Source organism: Enterococcus silesiacus, assembly GCF_001886225.1.
In the GTDB taxonomy this organism is placed as follows: domain Bacteria; phylum Bacillota; class Bacilli; order Lactobacillales; family Enterococcaceae; genus Enterococcus_L; species Enterococcus_L silesiacus.
Map to the genome: position 1 here is coordinate 1 of NZ_JXLC01000037.1, position 26827 is coordinate 26827.

Annotated in this window: 24 protein-coding genes; 18 read left to right on the plus strand and 6 right to left on the minus strand. The window is 36.3% G+C overall.

What is annotated here, in order from left to right:
• Positions 1-209: 209 nt before the first annotated feature.
• Positions 210-1175: an immunoglobulin-like domain-containing protein gene (locus tag RV15_RS17340; RefSeq protein ID WP_071879258.1), complete on the plus strand. Its 966-nt coding sequence runs from the start codon at positions 210-212 to the stop codon at positions 1173-1175.
• Between the two features lie 65 nt (positions 1176-1240).
• Here the strand turns inward: RV15_RS17340 and RV15_RS17345 are convergent, their stop codons facing one another.
• Positions 1241-2701: a helix-turn-helix domain-containing protein gene (locus RV15_RS17345; protein WP_071879259.1), complete on the minus strand. Its 1461-nt coding sequence runs from the start codon at positions 2699-2701 to the stop codon at positions 1241-1243.
• Positions 2702-3279: 578 nt separating this feature from the next.
• On the opposite strand from RV15_RS17345, the gene RV15_RS17350 reads away from it, so the two are divergent.
• The gene (locus RV15_RS17350) at positions 3280-4593 is read left to right on the plus strand and encodes an NCS2 family permease (RefSeq protein WP_071879260.1); all 1314 of its coding nucleotides are present in this window, start codon (positions 3280-3282) and stop codon (positions 4591-4593) included.
• Between the two features lie 531 nt (positions 4594-5124).
• On the plus strand, positions 5125-5400 hold the full coding sequence (locus RV15_RS17360) for a hypothetical protein (RefSeq protein ID WP_071879262.1): 276 nt from the start codon (positions 5125-5127) through the stop codon (positions 5398-5400).
• Positions 5401-5621: 221 nt separating this feature from the next.
• On the opposite strand, the gene RV15_RS17365 is transcribed toward RV15_RS17360, so the two are convergent.
• Together RV15_RS17365 and RV15_RS18550 are read right to left on the minus strand one after the other, a co-directional pair.
• Complete coding sequence (locus tag RV15_RS17365; RefSeq protein ID WP_083429232.1) at positions 5622-6710, minus strand: sialidase family protein; 1089 nt, start codon at positions 6708-6710, stop codon at positions 5622-5624.
• Positions 6710-7177, minus strand: a complete 468-nt coding sequence (locus RV15_RS18550; RefSeq protein ID WP_083429233.1) for a hypothetical protein — start codon at positions 7175-7177, stop codon at positions 6710-6712. The genes RV15_RS17365 and RV15_RS18550 overlap by 1 nt, the downstream gene beginning before the upstream one ends.
• A gap of 248 nt (positions 7178-7425) precedes the next feature.
• Between RV15_RS18550 and RV15_RS17370 the strand changes: the two genes are divergently transcribed.
• Both RV15_RS17370 and RV15_RS17375 read left to right on the plus strand, forming a co-directional pair.
• Positions 7426-7893: a GNAT family N-acetyltransferase gene (locus RV15_RS17370; RefSeq protein ID WP_083429234.1), complete on the plus strand. Its 468-nt coding sequence runs from the start codon at positions 7426-7428 to the stop codon at positions 7891-7893.
• Positions 7894-8002: 109 nt separating this feature from the next.
• A complete protein-coding gene (locus RV15_RS17375) occupies positions 8003-9199 on the plus strand; it encodes a DUF998 domain-containing protein (RefSeq protein ID WP_071879263.1) in 1197 nt (398 codons plus the stop codon).
• Between the two features lie 107 nt (positions 9200-9306).
• Here the strand turns inward: RV15_RS17375 and RV15_RS17380 are convergent, their stop codons facing one another.
• Entirely contained in the window at positions 9307-10164 is an 858-nt protein-coding gene (locus RV15_RS17380; RefSeq protein WP_071879264.1) for a sce7725 family protein, read from the minus strand.
• Positions 10164-10835 (minus strand): hypothetical protein, encoded by a 672-nt coding sequence (locus RV15_RS17385; RefSeq protein WP_071879265.1) that lies wholly within the window; start codon positions 10833-10835, stop codon positions 10164-10166. Before RV15_RS17385 ends, RV15_RS17380 begins: the two co-directional genes overlap by 1 nt.
• A 360-nt stretch (positions 10836-11195) precedes the next feature.
• On the opposite strand from RV15_RS17385, the gene RV15_RS17390 reads away from it, so the two are divergent.
• The 7 genes from RV15_RS17390 to RV15_RS17420 all read left to right on the plus strand — a co-directional run bounded on the left by RV15_RS17390 (position 11196) and on the right by RV15_RS17420 (position 21551).
• Complete coding sequence (locus RV15_RS17390) at positions 11196-15656, plus strand: bacterial Ig-like domain-containing protein (protein ID WP_071879266.1); 4461 nt, start codon at positions 11196-11198, stop codon at positions 15654-15656.
• Positions 15657-15759: 103 nt separating this feature from the next.
• The gene (locus RV15_RS17395; protein ID WP_071879267.1) at positions 15760-16365 is read left to right on the plus strand and encodes a bacterial Ig-like domain-containing protein; all 606 of its coding nucleotides are present in this window, start codon (positions 15760-15762) and stop codon (positions 16363-16365) included.
• Positions 16366-17799 carry a helix-turn-helix domain-containing protein gene (locus RV15_RS17400; RefSeq protein WP_071879268.1) on the plus strand — a complete coding sequence of 478 codons (1434 nt, stop codon included), beginning with the start codon at positions 16366-16368 and terminating at the stop codon, positions 17797-17799.
• Between the two features lie 216 nt (positions 17800-18015).
• Positions 18016-18234: a DUF4178 domain-containing protein gene (locus RV15_RS19095; RefSeq protein ID WP_071879269.1), complete on the plus strand. Its 219-nt coding sequence runs from the start codon at positions 18016-18018 to the stop codon at positions 18232-18234.
• The gene (locus RV15_RS17410) at positions 18191-19615 is read left to right on the plus strand and encodes a DUF4178 domain-containing protein (RefSeq protein ID WP_071879270.1); all 1425 of its coding nucleotides are present in this window, start codon (positions 18191-18193) and stop codon (positions 19613-19615) included. The genes RV15_RS19095 and RV15_RS17410 overlap by 44 nt, the downstream gene beginning before the upstream one ends.
• The gene (speD, locus tag RV15_RS17415; RefSeq protein WP_167364116.1) at positions 19605-19970 is read left to right on the plus strand and encodes an adenosylmethionine decarboxylase; all 366 of its coding nucleotides are present in this window, start codon (positions 19605-19607) and stop codon (positions 19968-19970) included. The genes RV15_RS17410 and speD overlap by 11 nt, the downstream gene beginning before the upstream one ends.
• A gap of 39 nt (positions 19971-20009) precedes the next feature.
• Positions 20010-21551: a polyamine aminopropyltransferase gene (locus RV15_RS17420; protein WP_245791432.1), complete on the plus strand. Its 1542-nt coding sequence runs from the start codon at positions 20010-20012 to the stop codon at positions 21549-21551.
• Between the two features lie 312 nt (positions 21552-21863).
• Here RV15_RS17420 and RV15_RS17425 read toward each other — a convergent pair whose 3' ends face one another.
• Positions 21864-22451 carry a DNA-binding protein gene (locus tag RV15_RS17425; RefSeq protein WP_071879273.1) on the minus strand — a complete coding sequence of 196 codons (588 nt, stop codon included), beginning with the start codon at positions 22449-22451 and terminating at the stop codon, positions 21864-21866.
• Between the two features lie 179 nt (positions 22452-22630).
• Here RV15_RS17425 and RV15_RS17430 point away from each other — a divergent pair, with 179 nt between their 5' ends.
• The 6 genes from RV15_RS17430 to RV15_RS17455 are packed head-to-tail and all read left to right on the plus strand — an operon-like array spanning position 22631 to position 26648.
• Positions 22631-23362, plus strand: a complete 732-nt coding sequence (locus RV15_RS17430; RefSeq protein ID WP_071879274.1) for a GntR family transcriptional regulator — start codon at positions 22631-22633, stop codon at positions 23360-23362.
• 18 nt (positions 23363-23380) lie between these two features.
• Positions 23381-23791 carry a PTS sugar transporter subunit IIA gene (locus tag RV15_RS17435; RefSeq protein WP_071879275.1) on the plus strand — a complete coding sequence of 137 codons (411 nt, stop codon included), beginning with the start codon at positions 23381-23383 and terminating at the stop codon, positions 23789-23791.
• A 12-nt stretch (positions 23792-23803) separates the two neighbouring features.
• Entirely contained in the window at positions 23804-24556 is a 753-nt protein-coding gene (locus RV15_RS17440; RefSeq protein WP_071879276.1) for a BtpA/SgcQ family protein, read from the plus strand.
• Positions 24549-25022: a PTS sugar transporter subunit IIB gene (locus tag RV15_RS17445; protein WP_071879277.1), complete on the plus strand. Its 474-nt coding sequence runs from the start codon at positions 24549-24551 to the stop codon at positions 25020-25022. The genes RV15_RS17440 and RV15_RS17445 overlap by 8 nt, the downstream gene beginning before the upstream one ends.
• 29 nt (positions 25023-25051) lie before the next feature.
• Positions 25052-25822 carry a PTS mannose/fructose/sorbose/N-acetylgalactosamine transporter subunit IIC gene (locus RV15_RS17450; RefSeq protein WP_071879278.1) on the plus strand — a complete coding sequence of 257 codons (771 nt, stop codon included), beginning with the start codon at positions 25052-25054 and terminating at the stop codon, positions 25820-25822.
• Positions 25806-26648 carry a PTS system mannose/fructose/sorbose family transporter subunit IID gene (locus tag RV15_RS17455; protein ID WP_071879279.1) on the plus strand — a complete coding sequence of 281 codons (843 nt, stop codon included), beginning with the start codon at positions 25806-25808 and terminating at the stop codon, positions 26646-26648. The genes RV15_RS17450 and RV15_RS17455 overlap by 17 nt, the downstream gene beginning before the upstream one ends.
• Positions 26649-26827 lie beyond the last annotated feature (179 nt).

Below are 26827 nucleotides of genomic sequence, written 5' to 3' on the forward strand. Positions count from 1 at the left end.
TTTTTGGGTCTAACTTTTGGGGGTCGGCTCATTTGTTTAGGGCTCTTTTTTTTACAAAATTCAATGTTTATAATTTTACATTTTTTATAAAAAGAAAGAGGTTTTCTGAAATTTAATATAAAATTTTCATCACAATTCGTATTATCCTTCTAAGTGTAAAGAGTTGAATTTTGATTCAACAAAAATTTATCAGTAGGAGGTTTTCGTTTATGAAGATGAAATCAGTTAAATTATTAAGCGTAATGGGATCAGTTGTTGGAATTGGACTATTGGCAAGTACGATTAGCGGCAGTCAGTCAACGAATGCTTCGATGGATTCTTCTACACAAAAAATAGATTACCAACAACCAATGATTTTATTTCCTAATACCTTTGAACTAACGACAGACCAAGCAAAAGCATTTGATCCATTAAATGGTATAAAGGGCTATGATAACTATGATGGAAATATAACAAATAACATTAAAGTGGAAGGACCTAGTGTTCTTGCTGAACCTGGAACCTATACCTTTACGTATACATTAACAGACAGCAGCGGAAATGTAGATAAAGAAGTCAGAAAATATACAGTGTTGGAGAATCAGCCCAAACAAACAGTTATTGAACAACAATCTACTGAGCCCGTTACTGAAGTTTTAGAAGAAAACAATCCGAACCAACCAATTGAAGCGGCTGAAAGTGAAGAAGGGCAAGTTGTAACTGAACCACAAGAAGCGGTTACAGCGCTTGAAACAACTACTGAATCACAAGAATCTAACAGCCCAAATATCAATACTCAAGAATCAATTGCTCCTGCTACAATCAGTTTTCTAGGACAAACGATTCCATTCATTCAATGTAATGGTGCACCAGAAGCACCTAGCGCAGGGGCTGGAACTTGGACAGGAACAGGTGCTGTAGATGACCAATTACCAACTCACTTTATCGGACACAATCCTGGTGATTTTGTAGGTGTGATGAATATAACTGTTGGAACGCCAATCACTGTAGTTGATGGAAATGGAAATGCTAAAACATACGTAGTTTATGAAGTATTGGATGTAGCGGATGATGGTATCAATGCAAATGATCCATCCGATGACACGTGGGCAAGAGTAATAGAAGCGGGGGGAGAGCGAATTTCACTGCAAACCTGTATTACAGACACTGTAAATAGAATTGTTTTGGCAAGATAGGTATAAAAAAGGCTATTTATTTCAGCGATAAGAACTGAAATAAATAGCCTTTTTAGTGATTCTAATCAAGAATTGTCATAAGCGTACAATAAAATATTTCTAAGATCCAAAGAAAGAGTACTTCTGGAAACGGGAAAAATAGTGCTGTCTGGTGAAATCTCGTGATCAGCAAGTAATGCTCGATCGCATAAAATAACATGAGACCAGGATTTAGCATAAACAGGTAATTCATCTATAGCATAATACATTCGATCATCAATAAATTTATCAGAATGATTGATCCATTTCTCCAAATGCTCTCGATATAAAATATGAGAAAATTCATCTTCTGCAACGACAAAAAAGATTTGTTTTTGCTGATTTTTCTGTAAAAGCACGGTGGAAACTTGTGAGGTGAACTTATCAATGATCGTATCCGTAAAATTTAGGTCCGAATCAATAAATTGTTTTTGCCATTCTTCAAGTATTTTTCGAATCGACAGGATTAAGGATAATTGTTCGTCGTTTAAGTAATAATGTTGTTCAACTAAAAAAGATTGAATATTTTGCCATGTAGAAAGTACAAGGTTGATAAAAGGCTTTTCAAACAAGATATTGTTGACTAGATTAACAGAAAAGTATTTTTCAAAATCACGTATGAGTGCTCGAATCTCTGACGAATTCTCAATAATCGTGTGACGTTCATAATCATGATCCATTTTGACACTTAGATAATTAGGTGTATTCAAAGAAATTAGCCGATAAGCGGCAGTAAGATAAGCAATTTCATCATCGGGAAAATATTTCTGTCTATCATTTGGAAAGAAATGAACGATCGTCTTTTTTAGCTCTTTAAAAATGACGCTGTGACGAATCACGTGCAATTCATTTTCTGGATACGCTAATAAATGATCAGAAGAGCGGCTCAAGGACAGATAAACATTCACTACTAAGAAGATGTACTCCCGCTTATTGATTTTTATATTATTGGAAAAACGCTCTAACAGTTCGTCAACAAATTGCTCTGCCATTTGCCAAAGCTCAGTTTCTGACCACAATTCTTTGAAATTGACCCTCATCAAAATCGATAACACAACGCTGCGGTAGCGTAATTCATCATGAATAAAGTGGTTATTTTCATCCATGATTTTTGCATGCTTAAAAAAATCTTCCACACTTTTTTTTATTTGAAATGCTTTTGCAACAGAGACAAATTCATTTTCAACGATAGATAAATAATCAGTATCCCCAGCTAAGTATCGTAAACAAACGTTTAAAAATTTCGATTCTTCATAGATTTTAATAACCAAAGTATACCGTGTTAAATCGCTTGAAAATACCGCAGATATCGTTTGACTAGTGCTAGTTGAATAAAGAATCCAATCGTCAAAATAAAGGATAACTTTATCGAAATCTCGTTTGATTGTGTTTGATGTCACATTTAATCGCTTAGCGGTATCTTTGATAGAAAGCTCACGCATTTCAAATAGAAATTCTACTAGTTTTACTCTTCTCATAATATCTTTCTCGATATACTCTTCAATCATGTGTTCACTCCTCGCTAGGCTGCGCTTTTAAACTAAAAATAGTTCTAGATTATTTACAAATTTTTAGCTGTTTTTTTCAAAAAATTAGAATCTCTTCACCATTATCTTAATTCTATTTAGCTGTATTTACAAGGAAGTTTCTTGTAAATACATGTTTGTTCTTTTCTTTCCTTTGTATGCGACCCTAAAAATAGTGAATTTCGTAAAATTTTATTGATTCTTGGAGGATCTTTTGACACTATTATGGTGGTTAGCAGAACTTTTTATTGAAAGAAATTTTGTCATTTTTGTTTGCTCTAGAAGTGATTAACTAGTTTGGGAGTCTTAGTTGAATCGCGTGGCTCAACCTTTTTATTTACTTATCCTTTGGTTTATTATATGATTGAACACGTTGTTTGAGTGGTAAATCGCAATTTTACGAACAGTTTATTGTTCAGATTTTAGCTAGCTACACAGGCTAGTCTCTCGGAAAAAAGATAAAATCTACCTGTGACAAAAAGAGTCACAAACCTATTTTCCTATTTTTCTGTTGAGGCTAAACGAGCCTGCTACGCTTTTAAATTTTAGGAGGATATCAGGTGAAAGAAAAAATTATTTCCTATTTTGAGATCGACAAATTAAATACGACTATGAAGCGTGAATTTCTAGCTGGGTTTACGACCTTTATTTCAATGGCGTATATTCTATTTGTTAATCCAACTGTTTTAGGGGCTTCAGGAATGGATGAAGGCGCCGTTTTTACTGCGACAGCTTTGGCTAGCGCATTAGGCTGTATCTTGATGGGGATTTTTGCTAAGTATCCGATCGCAACGGCACCAGCGCTAGGGATCAATGCCTTTTTTGCTTATTCTGTTTGTGTCGGGATGGGCGTTCCATGGGAGACGGCTTTAGCAGGAGTTTTCGTCGCATCGTTGATTTTTATTTTGATCACAATTTTTAAGTTACGAGAATTGATCATTGATGCGATCCCAGCAGATTTAAAATTTGCTATCTCTGGCGGGATTGGTTTGTTCATCGCTTTTCTAGGTCTAAGTGAAGGGGGGATCATTGTTTCTAATGAATCGACACTCGTTGCTTTAGGTCCGTTGAATGTTGGATCGACTTGGCTGACTATTTTTGGTCTAGTGATTACGGCCATCATGATGGTCCGTCGTGTTCCAGGAGGAATTTTTATTGGGATGACAGCAACAACTATTTTAGGGCTGGTAACAGGATTAATTGAAGCACCTGCTAAAATCATTTCAAGTGCTCCAAGTCTAAAGCCAACTTTTTTAGTGGCCTTAAAGCATGTTGGAGATATTAATTCTCTACAGCTGTGGGTCGTAGTCTTAACGTTTTTATTAGTGACATTCTTTGATACGGCTGGAACGCTAGTTGGTTTAGCGAATCAAGCAGGCTTTATGAAGGACAATAAAATGCCTCGCGTTGGAAAAGCACTTGCTGCAGATTCAACCGCGATGTTAGCAGGTTCACTGTTAGGAACTTCTCCTGTTGGTGCATATGTAGAATCTTCTGCAGGGATTGCAGTTGGCGGACGTTCTGGGTTGACAGCTGTCACAACAGGCCTGTTTTTCATTGTTGGGCTGTTTTTCTCACCGTTGCTTTCAGTGGTAACGTCGCAAGTAACGGCACCAGCATTGATCGTTGTCGGTGTGTTAATGGCTCAATCGCTTAGCCAAATCAAATGGAAAGAAATGGAAATCGCCATTCCTTCTTTCTTGATCCTGTTAGGTATGCCGTTGACTTACAGTATTTCTGATGGAATTGCGCTTGGCTTTATTTTCTATCCAATCACCATGATTGCTGCAAAACGTGGCAAAGAAGTCTCACCGATCATGTACGCGTTATTCTTTGTTTTCGTAGGATTTATGTGGATCTTGAATGCTAATTAAGCCGAACAGAATAATCAAACAAAGAAGTTAGGACACAGATGTACTTAACTTCAAACGCTTTTCGATCTGCTTGTAGCGCAGTAAACGTTTATTCGAATGTTGAGAGGTTGGGACAGAAGCGTCTAATCTCGAGAAATAAGAAGGAATTCACGAAAATTGCTCTTCAAATTTTTGTGAATTTCAGCTTATTTCCGAAGGGATTGCTTCTGCTTCCACCGTTTATTCGGATAAAAAGATCCTGGGGCATAACTTGAAAAGTTATGCCCCAGGATCTTTTTTTGTTTAAAATAAAAAAACAATTCAATCAACAGCATTTGTGCCCAAAACTATTTGATAGGAAGGCATTGCTGACTAATACTATTTAATCTGTTTTAGTTTTATTGTCTAGAGAGGGAAAGCCAAGTATTGATTTTTACTAAAGAAATTGAAATCATCGAAAATAAGTTGTTTCTTATCGAAATATTTAGTACAATTTCAATATAGATAAAAAATATTTTTTTGAACTAAAAAATTATTAGGAGGTCGTGTGTCATGAGTAAGAAATATCTGAATTATGTCGGTGAAATCATCACAGATACGGAATACCATGGATTAGGAGAACCAGAGGGATTTTTGGAAGTCCATATGGATGTAGAGCTACCATTTAGACTGTACTGCACAATGGACGATGATGACTGGGAAGAAGTGACAGAGCAAGGTCGTCTAGCACTGATTGACCAATTACAAGATAAGAAATCAAAATTTTCTAAAAGTGATTATCGATTTTATACATTAGACTTTTACTTAGCAAGTTTAGGTGGTTTATAAAGTATAAATCAGAATGAAAGCGTTTAGCCTTGTTTTGAAGGATAGTCATTCTATGAAGCAAGTTTTTATTGTTCTCACATTTGTGATTTAATGTTCAAATGAAAGGTTTTTAATTGGTAAAAAAATAGCTTGCAACAAAATGAAGTTTCATTTTGTTGCAAGCTATTTTTCTAGTTAAAAGGATTCAGGAGTGAGTGATTGTTTGATCACGAAAGAATAAGTTAATCTTCATTTTTAATTCGAGCAATCTGTTTTTTGAACGTCCAAGTTTCACCGCCGTCAACCGATTGGAATAGGCAAGAGAACATGACATTGATATCGATATCCTCCGTTTTAAGTAAATTAAATTTAGCTTCTAATATATTGGCGCTGACCTCTGTAATTTCATTTGGTGGCTGGAAGATATCTAAAGCATCTGCTACATACCCTTTAGGGATATTGATTAGAGCTTCATTGAAAGATCGACCATAGTTAGTTGTGTAGTATAGCTTTGTTCGAGTGGCAATAAAGCCAGTAGCTTGTGAAAGGTAGCTGGCATTTTGAATTGGTTGAGAAATCGTGGTTCCATCGAGTTTCGTCCAATTTTTTCCTTGATCTGCTGTGCTGTAAATAGAAATATTTTCGGCAGACATACCGCCATCGGTAGAAAAAATAGCTATGCCGCTACCGTTTGCGAAGAATGTCGCTTTTCGATAGCGGAAATTATCCAAATGATCATCAATACGATTTTTCTGCCAGCTATTCCCGTTATCATTAGATGTCAGCATATAGGCCGCCACATTGTCGGGTGAAAAAATAAACCATGAAAAATCAGGTGAAATATCGAACGATTTATCCATCCAATACCCCACAGGAACAGTCCCCGTGGTCAATGTGTAGTCGCCACCTCGGAGCCAATCTAACTCGAGTGGAACGTGATGCCAAGTCGTACCAGAATCCGTTGTCATGAATAATTCATTTGATTCGGGCTTTAGATACAGGTCATTGACTTTTTCTGTTTGATGAACGGGAGTATCGTGTGTTTGCTCGGTTACCTCTGTCTCTTTTGATGGTTTCGTATCAAAAGACTGTTGTGTCATGTGCTTATCTTCTAGGATAAGATCATCCGCCCCATTAAAGGTCGCGGTGTTAGTCAGATAATAATAACTACCCGCAAAACTTAAAAGAGCGGTAAGTCCCAAAGCAAGTAGGCTTTTTTTTGTTAAACTCAATCCGTTTTTAACAGGTAGAGACGGAAAGTCGATCTCTTTGTTCAAGATAAAAATTTGAGATGCGTAGATACCAAAAAGTAACGGGCTTTGGCCGATCATTATACTTTGATCATCGAGAGAGGTTGTGAGCAGTCGGCAGGATGTTTTTTTACTAGGATTTCTTTTCCTTGCGGTGAGGCTAAATAATAATACTCAGCATCTTGACCTCTTGGAACTTCTAAGAGCATTTTATGCGCTTGTTTTTCCAGCCAAACGGTGAAATTAGTTGTGAGCGAAAAGAGTTTTCCTAAATAGACAAAGACTAGCACCAAATAAATCAAGGCTAAAAGACAACCAATCCCTAAAGCTGAGTGATAAAGGGTTTCCAATTTATATAACGAAAATGAGCTGTGAGCGATTGTTCTCCTTTGTTGGTAGACAAGAGTTGAAATGCCAAAAAAGAAAAGTGAAGATAGTAGAAAAAGGCCGCTTACAACCCATAAAACATGTTTATATGTTTTTTGGTATTGTTGGATAATCGTTTCTTTGACAGATAACAATTCAATAATAAGTAGTTCAGAATTCATAGTTAGATACCTCGAAAGTTTATTATATGTTGGCTGATGTTTAATCATACAAGTATAATACGGCACTTGTAATCTTACAACTCTATTTTTGTAAATGAAAAAGAAACTGAATAAATTTTGTATCTCTCAAGAATCTTTTCAACATCTACAGCTGTTTACATTAAAATAGAGCTTTTTATGGTATTCTATTAAGCAAATAGTTAGTTTGCTAGAATAAAAAATAAAAGGATACGATAAGGAGACGACTAATGATCAGAATAGAAAAAGTGAACATAAATAATCCAGATTTAGTAGAGTTAATAAAAGAATTAAATGATTTTTTTAATGAAGAGTGGGGAACAGAGGTAGCTCAAAGCTATCAAAATCATCACAATCTTACTGAGATGTCTTGTGCAGTTGTGGCTTACGATGAACAAGAGGCAGTTGGCTGTGGTTGCTGGAAACTTCTTGATGAGCACACGCCAGAAATCAAACGAATGTTTGTCAAACCAACGAGTCGCGGCAATGGAGCTGCTGGAAAAATCATGCAAGCACTAGAAAGTGATATACTAGAGCAAGGTTACCAGCAAGCTGTGTTAGAAACGGGTAAAGACATGCTGAGTGCTATTGGCTTCTATGAAAGACATGGATACCAGATCATTCAAAATTATGGCGAGTTTGTTGGAGATGAATTATGTATTTGTATGAAAAAACGACTTGAACTCAAACCTAACTAAACGTAACAGTGAAAAAATGATAGACCACTTTTGATTGAATAAAAAAGCTTTTAAGCACAATAAATCTATAATATTTAAGAGATGTTAAGTGAGGTCTAGGGGGATGGACATGGAAGAAAAACAATTTAGTATAACAATACCTGAAAAGATAGTAGAAGAATTTGACTTAGAACATGAAGATGAAGTGATATTAAGTATTAAAGATCAAAAAATAGTGATCGAACCAAAAAAGAAAACAACTGGCAATCAGACACTGTCACTAAGATGGTTTTTGATCCCAACCACTGTAATTAGCCTGTTGTTTTTGGGGTATTTATTTTACACTGATAAAAGTCAAATTGCTTTAGTTGGCGCGTATTCGATTGCGAATTTTGTCCTTTCGTTTGGGGTGTTAAGTGGCGTGTTTAGTTTTTTGCTCTTTTTCATCAAAGGGAAAAGAAATCAAGTGACAACGCAATCAAAGGATATTTATTGGCGTAATTTCCCTGCAATTTTACTTTCATTTATTGTGATTTTGGTCTTTGCATTACTCGTTTTTTTCAAGATGATTGGGTTGGTTTTTATCGGTGCGACGTTTGATCGTTATACAGCGACACTGTTATTTTTCGTCTTTGTAGGGCTAGTCAATTATTTTATGATTTACTCAGCGTTGTCAATTACACCAGCTAAACTTACAAATGTGTTGATTTTTGTGATTATTGGCGGTGTTCTACTAGCCATGATTACAAACAAAGATTATCAATGGTGGCAATTTAACTTTAGCTTTTTAGGAACGATTGAAGCCAAAGACAGTTGGCAATTTAATGTAACGTTGATGTTTTCTTCCTTGTTGATGATTGCCTTGATCGATGGCTTATTCGTCGAGTTGCAAAAAGCGATTCCGCATAGTAAACGATTAACGATTTTACGGGTTCTTTTGACGTTGACAGCTTTGAATCTTGGGGCGGTTGGTCTATTTCCGTATACTGAAACGGGTCCATTTCAAGGCGTTCATAATCAGGTTGCTGGTTATTTAGTTTATTTGATCGTTATTTTGATTGTGGGGATCAAGTGGTTTTTACCAAATGTAACGAAAGAGTTTCTGTCGATTTCTTATATGATTGCGGCGACATTAGTTGTAGTTGTGGTGTTATTTCAATGGACCGACTATCTTTCACTGACAGCATTTGAACTATTATCATTTATGCTGGCATTTAGCTGGATCATACTACTGCTTCAAAACTTACAGAAAATGGCGCAAAATATTAATAATACATTTCAGGTCAAGGTTAATTTTGATTATGAAAAACAAGTGACAGAGGACTAAAAATATTTTTTGAGATGGATAGCCAGAAATTGTTTATTCGTACTTAGGGTGTGAAACAAAAGTTGTTTTGACTTTTGTCTCACATCCTTTTTTTAGACAAACAATCCCTAGCTATCCAGATAACGAGACATCAATTCCATATGATGCATGACAGCAGCTTTTCTCATGACACCCATTCCGGGAAATTTATCTTTAGACGCTGCATCAAATAGCAACTCAAGTCCTAATGTTAGCGTGTTACCACATAATTTGTTTGCCCACTCCTGCACGTCATCCATAAGTTCAAAAAATTTATCTTTTTGAGTCAGAGCGTCTTCACTTGAAAGAAAATGGTGAATGCGCAAGCGCTCATTCTCAAAATAGACCAGGTGTAAGCTTAAGCGTTTTGAAGGATAGCTATGCTCATAGTAAATCCGACTATCGATAGAGAAATCGCTAAATCCCACAAAACCATTTTTTCGAAAGGTCAAATGAGCATCCGAAAAAAGTTCATCAGAACATTCCTGATAAAAGCTTGATTTAGGCAGTCGGGTAAAAACATCTTGTGAAAGAATCTTTTCGCCTTTGACTTTTTGCAGCAGACGGAATTCTTTTGGAATCAAAACTGTTGTTTGATTTGTCTGCCAATCGCTCTCTAGGGCAGGTGTTGAGTTGCCGATCACAAACAATTGCGGTTTTTCACTCAAGGTTTCAATCGGCTGTTCAACGATCATCGCTTTGCATAGAGACAATGATTTTAGATAAAAGAGGCCATCCTCTGTTAAAAAATCCCCAGCTTGAGGGTTTTGAATAAGATAAAAGGGATGTTTTTCTTGTTGAAACAGGTCAATGAACTTTTTTAATGTCTTGGAATTTTTAACAGGTTCAATGATTGGCACAATCTGGGAAGACAGCCGATTTTGTTCTACTAACGCTGTCAAAGCGAACAAATCAAACTGTTTACCACGAAAATAGGGATAATACATTATTTTTCCTCCAAAAGACGTCGTTCCAATTCAAGATAAGCCTCACGAGTGGCATCTAGTTCATTTTTTAAGGCTTCGATCGCTTGATCACAAATATCTTCAGCGAAGCGATCATAAAAATTCACCCCACCGCCAAACAAGTCATAATCGGGTTGTCTTTTCTTTAATTCTTTGTAAATTTGGTCAGTTGAAAAGACTCGCAGGCCTCGCGCTGTTTGCTTGGCTTTCCCAACTTCACGGGCTTGAGCGGTGATCAAACGAAAAAGCAGTTCTTGTTCATTGACTAAAAGCTCTTGTTTTTGCGGTTTTTTCTCTATTGTAAAATACCCAGGTAACATTTGATCCTCTGTAGAAAGGTACTGATGATAAACCATGACGCCTATATGACTGGGAATCTCTTCCTTTATTTTTTCAAAAAGAGCTCCTGGTAATACAAAATAATTATAGTTTCCGATAAAGGAAAGTTTTGCTTTTGAACGAAAGTCAGCTTTACTTGCCTTTAATTCATAACAGCGCCATTCAAATTGCTTCTCAGCAGTCAAGCGACAACTTAATGTATCAACAATACCTTGCTCATCTGGCATTGTCACTTCCTCAACCACAATATCTCCATTTTCCCGACAATAATAATAAAGAACTTCTTCCATCTGGGTCGTTAATGATGTTTTCATTGTGAACTCCTTTTTTCTTTTATTCTACTATAAAACGTATGTTCGTAAAAATAAAGTGTTTTTTTACTTTAGACAGAATAGATAGTTAATTTATTAATTAGTACCATTGTCTATCGATTTAATTGCTTGTAAATAAATATTTTTTGGATATTAATGGAAAAAAAATGATAAATAGGCTAATTATCAATCATAAACGAAAAGTGTGATAATCCTCTATTTATTGAAAAACAAGGGAGGATTAGCTAATCATAACAGCTTGTATGTTTTTATTTTTCATTAAAATATAAAAAAATAATCATAATAAAGAAGGAAAAAGGATATTATATAATTATACGAAACTATTAAAAAAGGAGCTTATTCATGAAGAAAAGAAAATTACATATATTTATGCTTGCAGTTTTACTCACGCAGAGCTTTAGTTCAACTGTAAGCGTATTTGCAACGACTGATACAGAAGAAAATGCTCAGAATGGACAAGCAATTGACACTCAAACACAAGAAAATCTGCAAACAGACTTATCGAGTGATGAAGAAAAAATGTCGCTAGAAAATTCAAAGACAAGTGAAACGGATGAAACAGTAGAAAGTGAAGCATCGATTACTGTGCAAGACGATAGTCAAGTAGAGGAAACGGAACAGTCGACCAAAGAAGCGGCAACGACTCCCAAAACAAAAGCTGCCAAGGCTAACTTAACGATTGAAGATGAGCTTTTAACAAGTATGACAATTACTAACATGGAGGGTGTCGAATACAGTCAAAGTAATGTAAATCGACTGTTGAACACAACACCCGTTACCGCTAAACTGAACTTTGTGATCAAGGATCAGGATTATGTACCAGGTTCAGTTTATACAATGACGCTACCTGATCATTTGGGCTATTCAGATATCAGTGGGGAAGTAGCCAATGTTGGAGCTAATTGGTCAGTTGACGCACAAAGTAAGACATTGACGATCACCTTCAATCAGCGTATTACTGAAACGCAGTTTAATTTGGATTTAAAAAGTTATGTGTATACAGATGCCGAACCTTTAGTAACGATCAAAACACCTGGGCAAACAACCAATCAATATAACTTTGATCTGTACGAAGAGGTAGCACCTATTAAGTATGAGGAAACGACTAATAAGTATGGTATTCAAGGAAATATTTATTATAACTTAGACAGATCATTATCTGGCAGTCAGACATTAGAAATAGTAATGTCAAATTCACCTGGAGCAACGTTTGATAATACCTCTAAGGAGCCGATCGGTGTTTTTTCATATGATGTAGATATCAACGGAAATGTGATTGCTGCTTCCAAACAAGCCTTAGCAAAAGACCAAGACTATACAATCGATGAAGACAATGCATACCGAGGTGCAGTTACGATTACAAATATGGATCAACAAAAAGCATATGCTTTATCCGTTGATCGTGCTTTAGCGTTGGAGAGTGTTTCCAATTATTCCTATAGTTTTTACAATAATTATCCGACGACTAAATTAGGTTCAGTCAGTTTAAATCGGTCAACTGCGCAATATGGCGGGCTTGAATTTACCGCAAAAACCAGTAAAGATCAAAAATCTTTAAAAGAAGTTAATTTAGGTTCGTTACAAAGTGCTAATTTCCAAGCAAAAGGAAATTATTATGTCTATATTTACAATATCCCTACACAAACCAAAGTAGGAGAACAAATCGTTTTGGAAAGCAAAAATGGACAAAAAATCACTGAGTATCAATTTTCTGCTACTGATACAGAGTATCAAACAGTTCCGTTTACTGATTTTTTTGAGGTGAAACAAGAAGAGAACAAACTGATTTTAACAGCAACGAAAGACAGTGTGTTAAGACTAAAAGCGGAAAAGCTGATCATTCCTTTTGACCAAAAGGATATTGATATTACACTTAGCACACCTGTTGTAAATGGTGGCAAGGAAATAATGCTGGTCTCTGACCAATACCTTCAGCCAATTTCAATCATCAATCCTAATAATGTAGAGACGGCTTGGGGAAACGCCGATGCAAATGGTGCCTACTCTGGCGATACAACAATAGCGATTGAAGGAAGCGATAAAACACCAGTAAAGAATGCTGCAATCAAAATTGAACACCCGAATTACTTAAAACTAAGAATGCCAACAGGGGAGTACTCTGATTACAAACTAAATAGAGATTATACAATAACCTCGGTCGAAGGCGGGACATTGATCAAATTTACAACGCCTGTCACCCGTTCATTCAATCTGGATCTAGGTTTCAACTATATTCCAGACAGTTTAGCAAAAAGTAAAAGTATTCCTATTGATACGCTTGATGTAACACTAAGTGCCGATGACTATGAAGCGGTTCATACAACCGTTAGAACCGGTAGAAAGATGTATTCAGAGCGAACACTGCAAGGAAGTAAAAATCAATTTTTAGTAAACGCAAGAAATGATTCGTTTGATAACTTGAGCATCACAACTAAAATTCCTAATGGTGTAGACGTAGTTTTTGATATTTATGATGTCTCGAATGACCAAGTTGAATCGATTTATCCGCAGTATTGGGATCGAGGACAATATTTTGATAAACCATTAGCACCAACTAGTGAAGCGTATCCGACAATCACCTTCGATGAAGCTACGAATAGTTATAAATTTGATTTTGGTAAAACCTCAAAACGCTATATTGTTGAATACAAATATGCCAATGGCTGGATCGATACTAAGACAATCAATGTAACGGGAAGTGCTGTCGAACCATTATATGGTGATCAAGTAATGTCAGCGATCGTCGCCGTAAACAACGAAGGAGTAGAGATCTTATCAGCCAATCAAACGGCTCATGAGTCATTGAAAAACGTCACAAAAAATGAAATCAAAACTAAAAATATCAATAGCGGAACACGCAGTGTCAAAAATCCAACCTTCGATATTAAAACAAAAGGAAATACAAATGCTGGCATTGATTTAAATTCGATCGTGATCGAAGGAGTTCCGCAAGATGTTTATACAATTAAGCAAACAGCGACAGGTGCTCAAATCATTTTTGACGAGTACACGCTAACTGAAAATATCACGATTACGTACAATACAGTTTCCAAAAATGCTGGGCAAATTTCTACTGAAACAAGTATTAGCGCAGATAATTTAGAACAAATGACGGAAACCCGCAGAACAGTGACAACAACACCACTTGTTTTGAGATTCTCTGATGGAGATGCAGAAGGAATCGTTTATTTGGCTCAAGCGCAATTTCGTGCGTATAATGAGAAAGACCAAGCGATCAATATTCCTAATGTTTTATTTGAACTAGTCGACAATGTGACCCACAATCAAACGGAGTTTACTACAGATGAAAATGGCGAATACAAATTTGATGCAATCATGTCCGGCGAATATACGTTAAGAGCAACCGCTATACCAGTAGGTTATACGATTGCTGAGGAGTATCTTGAGGGCAAAGCCATTAAAGTGATGAAGGATACGAATTCGTTTGAAATTCCTCTTAAAGAAGTAGTAGATCACACTAGTGTCAGCGCCAAGGATTCAACGATCTATGTCGGAAGCCACTGGCAACCAGAGGATAATTTCACAGGAGCCACAGATCAAGAGGGCAAGCCAATGGCATTTGATCAAATCACAGTGGCTGGAACAGTAGACACTGAAAAAGTCGGAGAGTATGAAATCACGTATCGCAATCAAGACAAAGAAGCAAAAGCCATCGTTTTCGTTGTTGCTAATCAGGAAACGTTGTTTGTCAAAGATTCAACGATTTATGTAGGTGATTCATGGCAAGCCAAAGATAACTTTGTGTCAGCGACAGATGAGCATGGGGCAAGCATTCCGTTTGAAGAGATAACACCTTCTGGAACCGTTGATACAACAAAACCAGGCATCTATGAAATGACTTATCGCTTCAGCGGACAAACAGAAATTGCTAAAATTACTGTCTTACCAAACCAAACCAGTGTTCTCGGGAAAGATTCAACAATCTCTGTGGGGACAACTTGGACGCCAGCAGATAATTTTGTTGAAGCAACAGACAAAACAGGAAAACCTGTTGCTTTTGACCAAATCACTGTAACAGGAACAGTCGATACAAGTAAAGTTGGTGATTATGAAGTCACATACGAAAACCAAGGGCAAAAAGATCAAATAATTGTCCATGTTGTAGCTGTCAAAGCAACGCTTGCTGTCAAAGATTCTACCATCTATGTAGGAGATCCTTGGAAAGCTGCTGATAATTTTATATCAGCAACAGATGAAACAGGACAAACGATTTCAATTCAAACGATCACCGTAACAGGAACGGTCGATACAACAAAAGCAGGCGTCTATGAAGTGGTGTATGGATATGGCACCCTAAAGGAAACTGCTAAGGTTACAGTAAAAGCGGATCAATCAACCTTAGTTGTAAAGGACTCTACTATTTACGTAGGGGATGATTGGCAGAGTGTAGACAACTTTGTATCAGCAACTGATCGCGATGGTAAAGCCATTTCTTTTGAAGAGGTAGAAGTAACTGGAACTGTTGAGACGAAAGAAAAAGGTGAAAATCAAGTATCGTACACAATTCAAACAACTCAAAAAGCTGATCCAAGTAACACTAAAAAAGCGGTAAAAGCTCAAAAACAACGAACGGAAACAGCTAAAATCACAGTGCTTGAAAGAAATTCACCCAAACCAAATGAAACAAATAAGAAGCAAACGCATCTTTCTAAACAAAACAAGCAAGGGCATCTACCTAAAGCTGGTGAAAAAGACAATCACTATGTTCGTTTGATTGGATTGTTAGCTCTATCCATCACAATGATTGGCGTGATTCGATCAAGAAAACGGAGAACAGATTAGCTGAACGATATAGAGAATCGGGGCTGGGCCAAAAGTAGTGTTTAATCTACTTTTGGCTCATCCCTCTATTCGATTCTATCAGTATTAGGAGGTACAAGAAGAGATGACAAACAAACCGTTGATATTCGGTACAGCATTACTATTTTCGTCAGCGCTTTTTTTTCATGTTGATCCATTTTATGGAGAAGAAGCAACAACGCCTGGAAAATATAAAATGACATACGAAGTAGATGGAAAAGTCGAAACAGCTACGATCGAAGTGAAAGAAAATCAGACGGAGCTTTTACTAAAGGACATTATTATTAGGCAAAACGACCAATGGTCTCCTTTAGACAATGTCGTTTCATTGAAAGGTAAGGATGGCGAACCGTTAGATTTAAAACAAGTGACGATCAAGCACAATGTGAATACCCGAGAACCTGGGCGTTACTTTGTAAAGTTTTCCTACGATAACTATGTTTCTATCGCTAACGTATCAGTCAATCAGTTTACCCATTCTGAGCAGAAAAAAAGAGTAGTACAGCGCTATTTGCCAATTGAAACTCAAACGAAAATCATGCTGAATGATGAATTGTTAAAAAATCAACCTGTTAAGCAAAAGATGAACGTAAACACTTCCAGTGGAGGGGATCTGCCAGGTGCCACGGAGTTTGGAAATATGTTGAGTTTCCTATCAGGAACACTTCTGTATGGAACAAGGAGAGTATAAATGGATTTCTTGTTATTAGATGATCGAGCAAATTTGAAACTGTCAATCATCCGAAAGTTAGAACAGAAATATTCGTTTTCAGAACGTAAGGATGTTTTATGTGAGGAATTGACTATCTCTCAGTATCTTTTAGAGCACAGCGTTCTGGAAATAAACGAGGATTTGAAAAGATTTGAATTGATCGAGGGGATGGAATTGCTTGAGCAAAATAATGAAATCATTCTTTTTCAAGACGCTCAAGTTTCATCAAGTGTTGTTGAGGAAAAATATTTAAAGTTTTCTCTGGAATTTACACTATTGCAAACGATATTTTTCAATCAATTTACTTCGATCAAAAAATACGGAGAAAAGCATGGGATGAGCCGGACTGTTGTGTACAAAATTGTTGATAGAATCCGGAAAGAGCTAGTACAATATGATATAAAATTATCTAAAACATTTCAACTAGTGGGCAATGAGATGAAGATTCGTCAGTATTTTAACATGCTCTACTATCGAATATATAAAGATTCGGACGAATTATACAATCAATCGGATATCTTATCTGTCAATGAATTACTTGTTGCTACTAAACGCTATTGTGAAGAAGTAAATACTTTTTATCTTTTTAAACATTATTTGTTTGTTATGTTAGAAAGAGCGAGGAGAAAACCCAACTACTTTTTATCTAGTAAGTTTCAGTCAGCTGATTTTGATGAAGAAAAAGGATTATACCAAACGATCGCTCAATGGAGTCAGCAAACACTAAATGGAACGAATCGTGAAAGAGAAGTTGAAGTGAGGGGGATTCTTAGCCAGTTGTCCGTACATCGAATTGAGCTTTGCACTCTTGAAAATGAGGTAGTTAAAACATATCGAAAGCAATTAGAGCAGCAATTTCTTAAGTATCCACAGCTGAAATTAAGCGGATCTGAGTTTTGTAACAGTGTGGATAAGGTAATCTATCAGCATTACTTTATTTCACCTTTGCTAGATATCACAATGCGCGTGATGGACTTAGAGTTTTTTCATGAACGTTATCCGATCATATTTGAAATTTGCCATACATTTATTTATCAATTGAAAGAGGAGGAATTTAGATTTAGTAAAAAATCCCTTTTTCTTAATTTACTACTGATTCTTTCTCAACAATATGATCAGGAAAGCGAGATGAATACGATTAATATTCATGTGAGTTTCACACATGGAGAAAAATATAATCAATTCATCCAAGCCCAGATTCAAATTTTTGATTCCTTTAGCATCAATTTTCAGCCAGTTATTCGTCCAGATACAGATCTAATCGTCTCTGACTATCTTCCCAAAACAACTTTTTCAGCACGAAGTCTGATCTGGCTCGCTCCGCCTAGAGCAAGTGACTGGCGAAATTTTGGCAATGAGATTGTGCAAATCAATAAAGCGTTACAGCTGAATAGGAATAGAAAGAAGAAATAGAAGGACTGAATAGAGAGAGCCAGAAATGAACTGCAAGTCAGTTTTATTTCTGGTTTTCTTTTTTATTTATGTAATCAGTATTTTTTCTGAAACTAAAGGGGTAGCAACTGGTTAAATCATCATAAAGGATGCGCTTTTTTTATAGATTGCATATTTTGCTTGAATGCTTCTTATGATAAACTGAAAGTGGTTGGATAAAAGTAAAGGAGAATCATAATGAGTCAAATGCACTATAATATGTTGTTGGGAAAAGAAGTAACAGTTGAATCAGAAAGGTACAAAATTAGCGGGATTATGGAGTTTCAACAAGGTAATTATACTTGGCGAGAATTCAAATTGATTGGAGAAGACCAAACTATTAAGTGGCTGAATATTGACAAAGATAACCCAGATGAGAGTTATAGTTTGTTTCAATCTGCAGCTGTTTTTTTTTAGTTTAAGTGCGCCGGAATATGAAGGCGAAAACTATGTATTGGCAGAAACTGGTACTGCAACCGTTCTTTCGGTTGAAGGTGATGTGGATGCGGAACTTCAAGAACGAATGACGTTTAAAGAATTCCATGGAAAAAGAGATGAACAAAAACTTTTAAGTTATGAAAAATGGTCAGATGAATCAGAATACAGTAGTGGAAAAATGATTTCAGCATCTCAAGTAGAGTATCATGGAGAATTAAATGAAAACAATCAGTCTGAAAAGAGAAAAGTTGAGTTGTCCGTGCTGAATAAACTGAAAAAAGGCCAGGAAGTAGCAATTGAAAAAGTTATTTATAGAATTGTCGGTTGGGCTAATTATCGACAGGGCAGCTATTCTTGGATTGAGTATCGCCTTTTATCTAGGTCTGGAAACAAGGAGCATTGGTTGGTCGTAGAACCTCAAGGAAATGAATATGTACTCAGCCTGTTCAAACAAGTTGCGAATAAAAAAGTCTCACTGAACGTGACAAACTCGCAAGCAAAATATAAGAATAAAACATATAACATTGAAGAAACTGGGAAGGCAATGGTTATACGTTCATCAGGTGATGTGGACTTTGATCCTAATGAAAGAGTGGAATTTACTGATTTCACTAATGAGAAGAAAGAAATTTTGTCGAAAGAACAGTGGTCAGATGGAGTCGAATATTCACATGGTCGAATCCTCTCAGATGCTGATTTTGATTTGTTAGAGATCTACAGTCCGCCGTTTTGGAAAAATGAGAAAGTAAAAAAGACAATAATGATCAGTTGTATTGCGGTGATCGCAGTATTCTTCTTTGCTTTGTCAGAAGGGTTCATCCGTTTTCCACAAGCAACAATTGAAAAGCAGATGAAAGGCTCTACGATGTATGAAGAAGTGACGAATGTTACGTTTAAAGATCCTAGCAAGACAAAATCAAAAATTTATAAGAGTGATTTATCTGTAGATCAAACGTGTGAAAATTTAATAGAACTAGACCCAGAACGAATTTTATATGTAACAACGGATAAAGAAAATATTGAACAAGGGGAAAAAATGATCCAAACGAAAAAGGAAACGGTTTTGATTTATATAGGGGATGATGGGGTGACCTATATCCAGGTTTTCCCGAATAAAGATTATCAAAATAGCTACAGCTCTTATCATGCAGGGAATCATAGTCGACTACGTTCATTTTATGTAAATAGCCGAAACTGGGGCAACAATAGAGAGACGAGCAGTCAACCCAAAGTATATTCAGATGGAGTGATCGAACGGTCAATCGACACTTCTTATTATAGTGGAAATGTAGCCTCAGCAAGACAAAACAGTATTAATGCACGAAAGCAAGATGGTGGAGGCACTGGCTTTGGCAAATAATTTAAAAAAACATAATTTTAATGGAACTCATGTTTTAGCTGAATTTTATGGCGTAAGTTTTCCGTTATTTGATCGTAAAGAACTGGAAACGGTCGTTACTGAAGCTTGCATAGCTGGCAATGCTCACATCATTCAACAAGAGATAGCTGAATTTACCAATGGCGGTTATACGTTGTTTGCTTTACTGAAAGAATCACATCTATCTATCCATACTTACCCAGAACATCAGTCTATTTTTCTTGATGTGTTTACTTGTGGGAATGCGGACTCAAAAAAAGTGGTAGAAAAATTAACAGACTATTATCAACCAGATTCATTCTCGCTTCAAACGATTGAGCGAGGTGTAAGAAAGTAGTGAGGACAGGAAAGATGATAAAAATGGGAGGGGTATATGTTGTTAGAAAAAGATCAGCTTACAGGTAGTGATTTTAAAATTCGTCCACTACTTTTTACAACACTAATTATTTCAGGCTGTTCGATGATTTATGAATTAATCATAGGAAGCTTGGGTTCTTATTTGATGGGAAATAGTGTAGTTCAATTTTCATTGACAATAGGGATTTATCTGTTTGCAATGGGGGTAGGGAGTTACGGATCAAAATTTATTCATCGGCATTTATTTGATTATTTTGCGAGTTTAGAGGTTATTGTTGGATTATTAGGGAGTTTTTCAAGCATTATCCTTTTTCTATGTTATATCTATACGGATGTTTATTCAATCGTGATGTACGGCTTGACATTTGCCATTGGTTTTTTTGTGGGCTTGGAGATTCCTTTATTAGTAAGGATCATAGAGCAACATGATAAAGTGTTAAAGGATGAGTTGGCGAATCTTTTTGCCTTTGATTATATTGGCGGTTTGTTAGGCTCATTAGCTTTTCCGTTATTGTTATTACCTAAATTTGGTTATATCACGGTGGCATTTATTTCAGGGATTCTCAATATTCTGGCAGCAGCTGTGATCGTTTTTAAATACAATGAGCATTTGAAATGGAAAAAAAGTCTTAAAACGATGATCGTTGCTTCTTTGATTGTAATCATGTCTTTTATTTTATTCGGGAACCGTTTAACCAATTTTTTAGAAGGCGGATTATATGAAGATCAGATCGTATTTTCAAAGCAAACCTTGTATCAAAAAATTATTGTAACCAAACATAAAGATGATCTACGTTTATTTTTAGACGGAAATACACAGTTTTCCTCGATGGATGAAAAACGATATCATGAAGCGCTCGTTCATATTCCTATGGGATTGATGGATCAGCCTAAAAAAATATTACTGCTGGGAGCAGGAGATGGATTAGCAGCACGTGAGTTACTAAAATATCCTGCTATAGAAAAAATCACGCTTGTTGATTTAGACGAAGAGATGGTTGAATTATGTCGAACGGATCCAGCCATTTCAACATTGAATGAACGAGCATTGGATAATAAAAAAGTTGAACTTGTTTATGAAGATGCTTTTACTTTTTTAGAGAAAAATAAAGCGCAATACCAAGTTGTGATTGCTGACTTACCTGATCCTAATAATGAGTCATTGAATAAATTGTATACAACGAGTTTTTATCGTTTGATCAACAAAAGTTTGACAGAAGATGGAGTCATGGTAACACAATCAAACAGTCCATTGTTTACAGGAAATGCGTTTTGGTGTATCAATAAGACCCTTAAAGAAGAATTTCCTTATGTTGTACCATATCATCTTTACGTACCATCTTTTGGTGATTGGGGCTATAATTTAGCTTCAAAAAGAAAAATCGAACAAGAAAAAATTGAGCTGAAACAGCTAAAATTATCTTACCTAAATGAGCAAATGCTTCCGGTATTATTTAGTTTTGGTGAAGATGAAAAGAAGGATTTAGCGAAACTAGAAATCAATACGTTGTTTAAACCCAAATTATTTGAATACTACGATAGTGATACAAGTAAGTTGTGAGTGATATAAGGCTGTTTAGGAATAAAGAAATAGAGGATCCAAGAAAGTTTATACTAGAAGCATTATAGTAAATCAGTTCAGATACGAGGTTGGGACAGAAGTGTTTAACTCCGAGAAATAAGAAGGAATTCACGAAAATTGTTTTTCAAATTTTTGTGAATTTCAGCTTATTTCCGAAGGAGTTGCTTCTGCTCCCACCGTTTATTCGGATTCCTTGAGGCTGGGATGTAACTCATAGAGTTATGTCCCAGCCTCGTATTATTTTTGTTTTAGGAATAGATTAACTACTAAGAAGAGCTGAAATATTAGGTTTTATTGAATGACAAAAGAAGTGATTTCAGAAATAGGTGCATCTTTTTGATTACTTTTAAATCGTATTATATCCGAAAAATAGATTTTTTCCCCTGTTTTTGTTGTAAGTATCCCATGGGCCGAACCTTCTTTCCCGTGCGTTAAGATCGATTGGATTTCTAGCGTACTAAGCTCTGTTTGTTCTTTGACTACTGCAGCAATAAAGGCTTCTTTTCCCTCTAAAGGGGATTTGCCTGGAATAATCCAGCGAAGCGAGTCAGAAAGGACGGATTCAAGCAAGGGCTGATTTCCTGATGCTGCCGCAAGCAGATAATCTCGAATCAGTCTTCTTTTTGGTGCATTGTCGCAATTTAATGAGCAGATAACGGCAAAATCAGTTTTTGGACGTACGTTACTACTAGAATGATCTTGAAAAAATAAATTGTGATCAGTCAAGGATTGTTCCAAGATGCTGATTGCTTTAGGTCCCACACCATGCATCTTTCTAAGAGTCGTTTTTTCCAAATTGCTAACTTGTTCAAGCGTTGTCACCCCAATTGAATTAAGCGCATTGGTAGCAGGCTTACCGATATTTGGTATTTTAGTCATAATAATCTCCTTAATGCATCTGTTTATTTTTCTTTATTATATATCTAGAAGTGGGCGTTTGAAAATAATCATAAGCTATTATTTACGCCATAAATAAGAAACGGTCACAACGCTATTGACAATTTTTAGAAAACGTTTTATTATAAGACGTATTAAGACGTATTAGAAGGGGCGAGGAAATGGAAAAGTTAGAATCCAATGCATTAGCACCACTATATAAACAGTTGTATGAATCATTGCTATCTAAGGTGAAGACTGGTGAATACAAAGTCGGAGACAAGATTCCTTCTGAAGAACAATTAATGGGAATTTATGGTGTAAGCCGTGTAACTGTTCGAAATGCGATCAAACAATTGGTTGATGAAAATGTTTTGGTAAAAAGGCATGGTAAAGGAACGTTTGTTTCAATGCCTGCGTATGTTGAAAGTATGACAGCGGGCGGTAGTTTTACGGAATCGGGTCTACAAATGCAGAAGAAACCTGGAACAAAAGTAATTTCTATCGAAGAAAAACCAGCGAGTGGGCATGTTGCACAGGCTTTAGGAATCGAAAAAGGTGAGACGATCATTGCCATAGAACGCATTCGCTCATTGGACGGGATACCTGCAATTTTTGAAATCGATTATTTTAGACATGCTTTTGATTTTATGCTCGAGTTGAATTTGACCGATGAATCATTATTGGACGTTCTGCGAAATCATGGTGGTTTGATTGCGGCCTATTTTGACAATATTATTGAAATTGCTTTGGCAGATGAAAAAATAGCTGCTGGTTTAACCATTGAAGAAGAAGAACCATTAGTTAAGATCCATCAAACGGTTATAGACAATGAAAACCAAATTCTCTATTTCAATGAACAATATATTAGAAGCGAAGTGTATAAAGTAGCAATCCGCTCTTATAACAAATAAATAGCTGAGGTGAAACATATGAGAAAAATTTATATTGCGACTCACGGCGATTTTTCTAAAGGATTGAAACATTCTTTAGAAATGATTGCTGGAGATAGTGCAAAAGAAATAGAAACGTTTAGCTTATATCCTGGTGCCAGTGCAGCAGATTTTGCCAAACAATTAATGAAAGAGCTTTCTTCAAATAATGAGGATGAATACATCATTTTAGGCGATTTATTTGGTGCAAGTGTAGTCAATGCATTGTTGGAGACGACTTCTTTTGAACAGGTCACATTGTTGGCAGGGGTGAATTTGAATTTGGCACTAGAAATTCTTTTAGCTGGACCAAATAAATTAACGGATGAAGACCTAGAACAAATCATTCTGAATGCCCAACAAGGAATTCGCCGTGTCACAATCGAAAAACTAGAAAATGAAGAGTTTTAAGGAGGATGTAAGATGAGCAAAAAAGATGAATTTTTAGCGCTATTCAGTGAAAGAAAACCAATTATTGGTGTTATTCATTTGAAAGGGGTTACAGATGAAGAGGTTCTAGAGCGGGCAAAAAGAGAAATCGACATCTATGTAGAAAATGATGTTGATGGCATTCTTATGGAAAATTATTATGGAAATTATGAGCAATTAGAAGTGGCTATTCAATATATCAAATCATTAGGCTTAACAATTCCGATTGGTGTCAACGTTTTAAATGTTGATTCACTTGGATTTTATCTTGCAAATAAATATGACTTAGACTTTATGCAAATCGATTCAGTTGTTGGTCATGTGAAACCTCGAGACGAAGTTTCACTTAAGGCATTCTTTGACTTATACCGAAGTACCTGCAAAGCCAAATTGATTGGTGGTGTTCGTTTCAAGTATCAACCTATGTTATCTGAAAAGACAGTAGAAGAGGATTTACAACTTGCCACAGAACGTTGTGATGCGATTGCCGTGACAGAAAATGCCACAGGAGAAGAAACCTCTATGGCCAAAATCAAACTATTCCGTAAAGAATTACCTGATTTTCCTTTAATTGTCGCAGCTGGGGTAACAACTGAAAATGCAAAAGAGCAACTAGAAATTTGTGATGCGGCCATTGTGGGCAGCTATTTTAAGGATACTAGAAAAGATACTGGCGATGTCAGTGCAGAACATGTGGCAGATTTTATGCATGTGATAAAAGAATTGAGGAGTGAGTTAAATGATTAAAATGTTACGTGTAGACCATCGATTGATTCATGGGCAAGTTGGCTTTACTTGGACAAAGTTTTTAGATGCAGATTGTATCTTGATCGCAAGTGATGACTTAGTTAACGACGATTTAAAAATGAGTGCGATGAAAATGGCGAAACCATCAGGCGTCAAATTAGTGATGAAGACGATCGAGGACTCAGCCAAAGCCTTGAATTCTGGTGTGACAGATAAATATAAATTATTTATTTTATGTGAGTCAGTTGAAGATATGTACCAATTGGTGGAAAAAGTACCGACAATTCAAGAAATCAATCTAGGTGGAATGAAAAATGGCGCTGACCGTAAACAAGTATCAAAAGCTGTGCATCTATCCGAACAAGATATTGAAAGAATCAAGGAATTGATTGCAGAGGGAAAGAAACTAACGGTTCAATTAGTACCAGATGATCCTGCTGTGGCTATCGAAAAATTGTTATCGTAAAAGGGCGAAAATACTGAGGGGGAAAAAACATGGAAGTCACGTTTATGAGAGTATTTTTGATGTTTATCATTGCTTTATTTGCTTATCTGCATAGTTGGTTTGGGTCAACGATGTGGAATCGACCTATTGTGGTAGCACCGTTAGTGGGTTTAGCTTTAGGTGATATAGAGGCGGGGATTAAACTTGGTGCAACCTTAGAATTGGTCTTTATGGGCGCTTTTCCTGTCGGCGCCAGTAATCCACCTGATTTTGTTTCAGGCACGATTATTGCAACCGCCTATGTGATCATGAGTGGACAATCTGTGTCTAGTGCTGTTGTTTTAGCGGTGCCGATTGCAACGTTGGTTCTGTTGATCGATAATCTTCAAATGACCTTCCTACTAACGGGTGCAAGTCATTTAGCAGATAAAGAAGCGAGCAAAGGAAATATCAAAGGTGTTGAAAGAATCCAAATAATCGCTGGTATTGGCAATAAGATCTTACTAGCATTAATTGTAGCGTTAGGCTTTTATCTAGGGGTTCCTTTTATTGAAAAAGTTCTTTCTTACGTACCTGAATTTGTAACACATGGACTAGATATTGCTGCGGGGATTATTCCGGCTATTGGGTTTGCCATGCTCGCTCGAATGATGTTGACGAAAAAAATGATTGCGTTTCTTTTATTAGGTTTTCTATTAGCTGCCTACTTGAAGATCTCAATTGTTGGGATTGCATTGTTTGGTATCGTCGTAGTGTTGATTTATATGAATTTCAGCAATAACCAACCGAAGGAGGCATACGTAGATGACAACGAATTCTAAAGAAAAAACAAAGACGATTTCACCTGATTCAGTGATTACTAAACGAGATTTTTGGTCTGTTTTCTTCCGTTCATTGACATTGGATTCTTCCTGGAACTATGAACGGATGCAAAACTTGGCTTATGCCTTTGCGATGGCACCGATCATTCGTAGGCTATATAAAACACCTGAGGAACGAAAAGAAGCGTTAGAACGTCATTTAGAATTTATGTCTGTTACCCCTCATATCTCTACGTTGCTTTTCGGAATTTCTGGCGCAATGGAAGAAGAAAATAAAAAAAATGCCAAATTCAATCCAGCGAGTATCAACGCAGTGAAATCAAGTTTAATGGGGCCGATGTCTGGGATCGGAGATTCTTTTTTCTGGGGGACATTAAAAGTTATTGCTTCTGGAGTTGCTATTTCGTTAGCAAAAGAAGGCAATATTTTTGGGCCCATCGCATTCTTATTGATCATCAATGTTCCTCACTTTATTTTAAGATATATTTGTTTGGATAAAGGCTTTAAACTTGGTGCAAAATTCTTCAGTGATGTGGGTGATAGTGGCATCATCGAAAAAGTAACCAATGCAGCTTCTATTTTAGGACTGATGGTTATCGGCGGAATGACAGCTTCTAATGTGGTTTTTGAACTGACTGCTAAAGTTGGAAGTGGAAAAATAGCAGCACCGTTACAAGAATATGTCGATCAAATCATGTTAGGTTTTTTCCCTGCTTTGTTCTTCTTGATCATTTATTGGTTGTTAGGGAAAAAAGTCAAAACCACGACGTTACTTGTTGGTGTAATCGTCATTTCTATTCTCTTTGCGGCATTAGGTATTGCCTAAGTAAAGGAAAAATCAGCTGAGTAGAGCAATTGATGAGAATTGTCAATTATAGCTGGATTTGACTAATTTTTTTCAAAATGGTAGAGTAACACCTGAGGAAGGTGTTTCAAATGTACGTATTATATATTTCAACTCTTAGCTCCCTACAACTTATTTTTGATGAAGTGTTGTATGGAGCT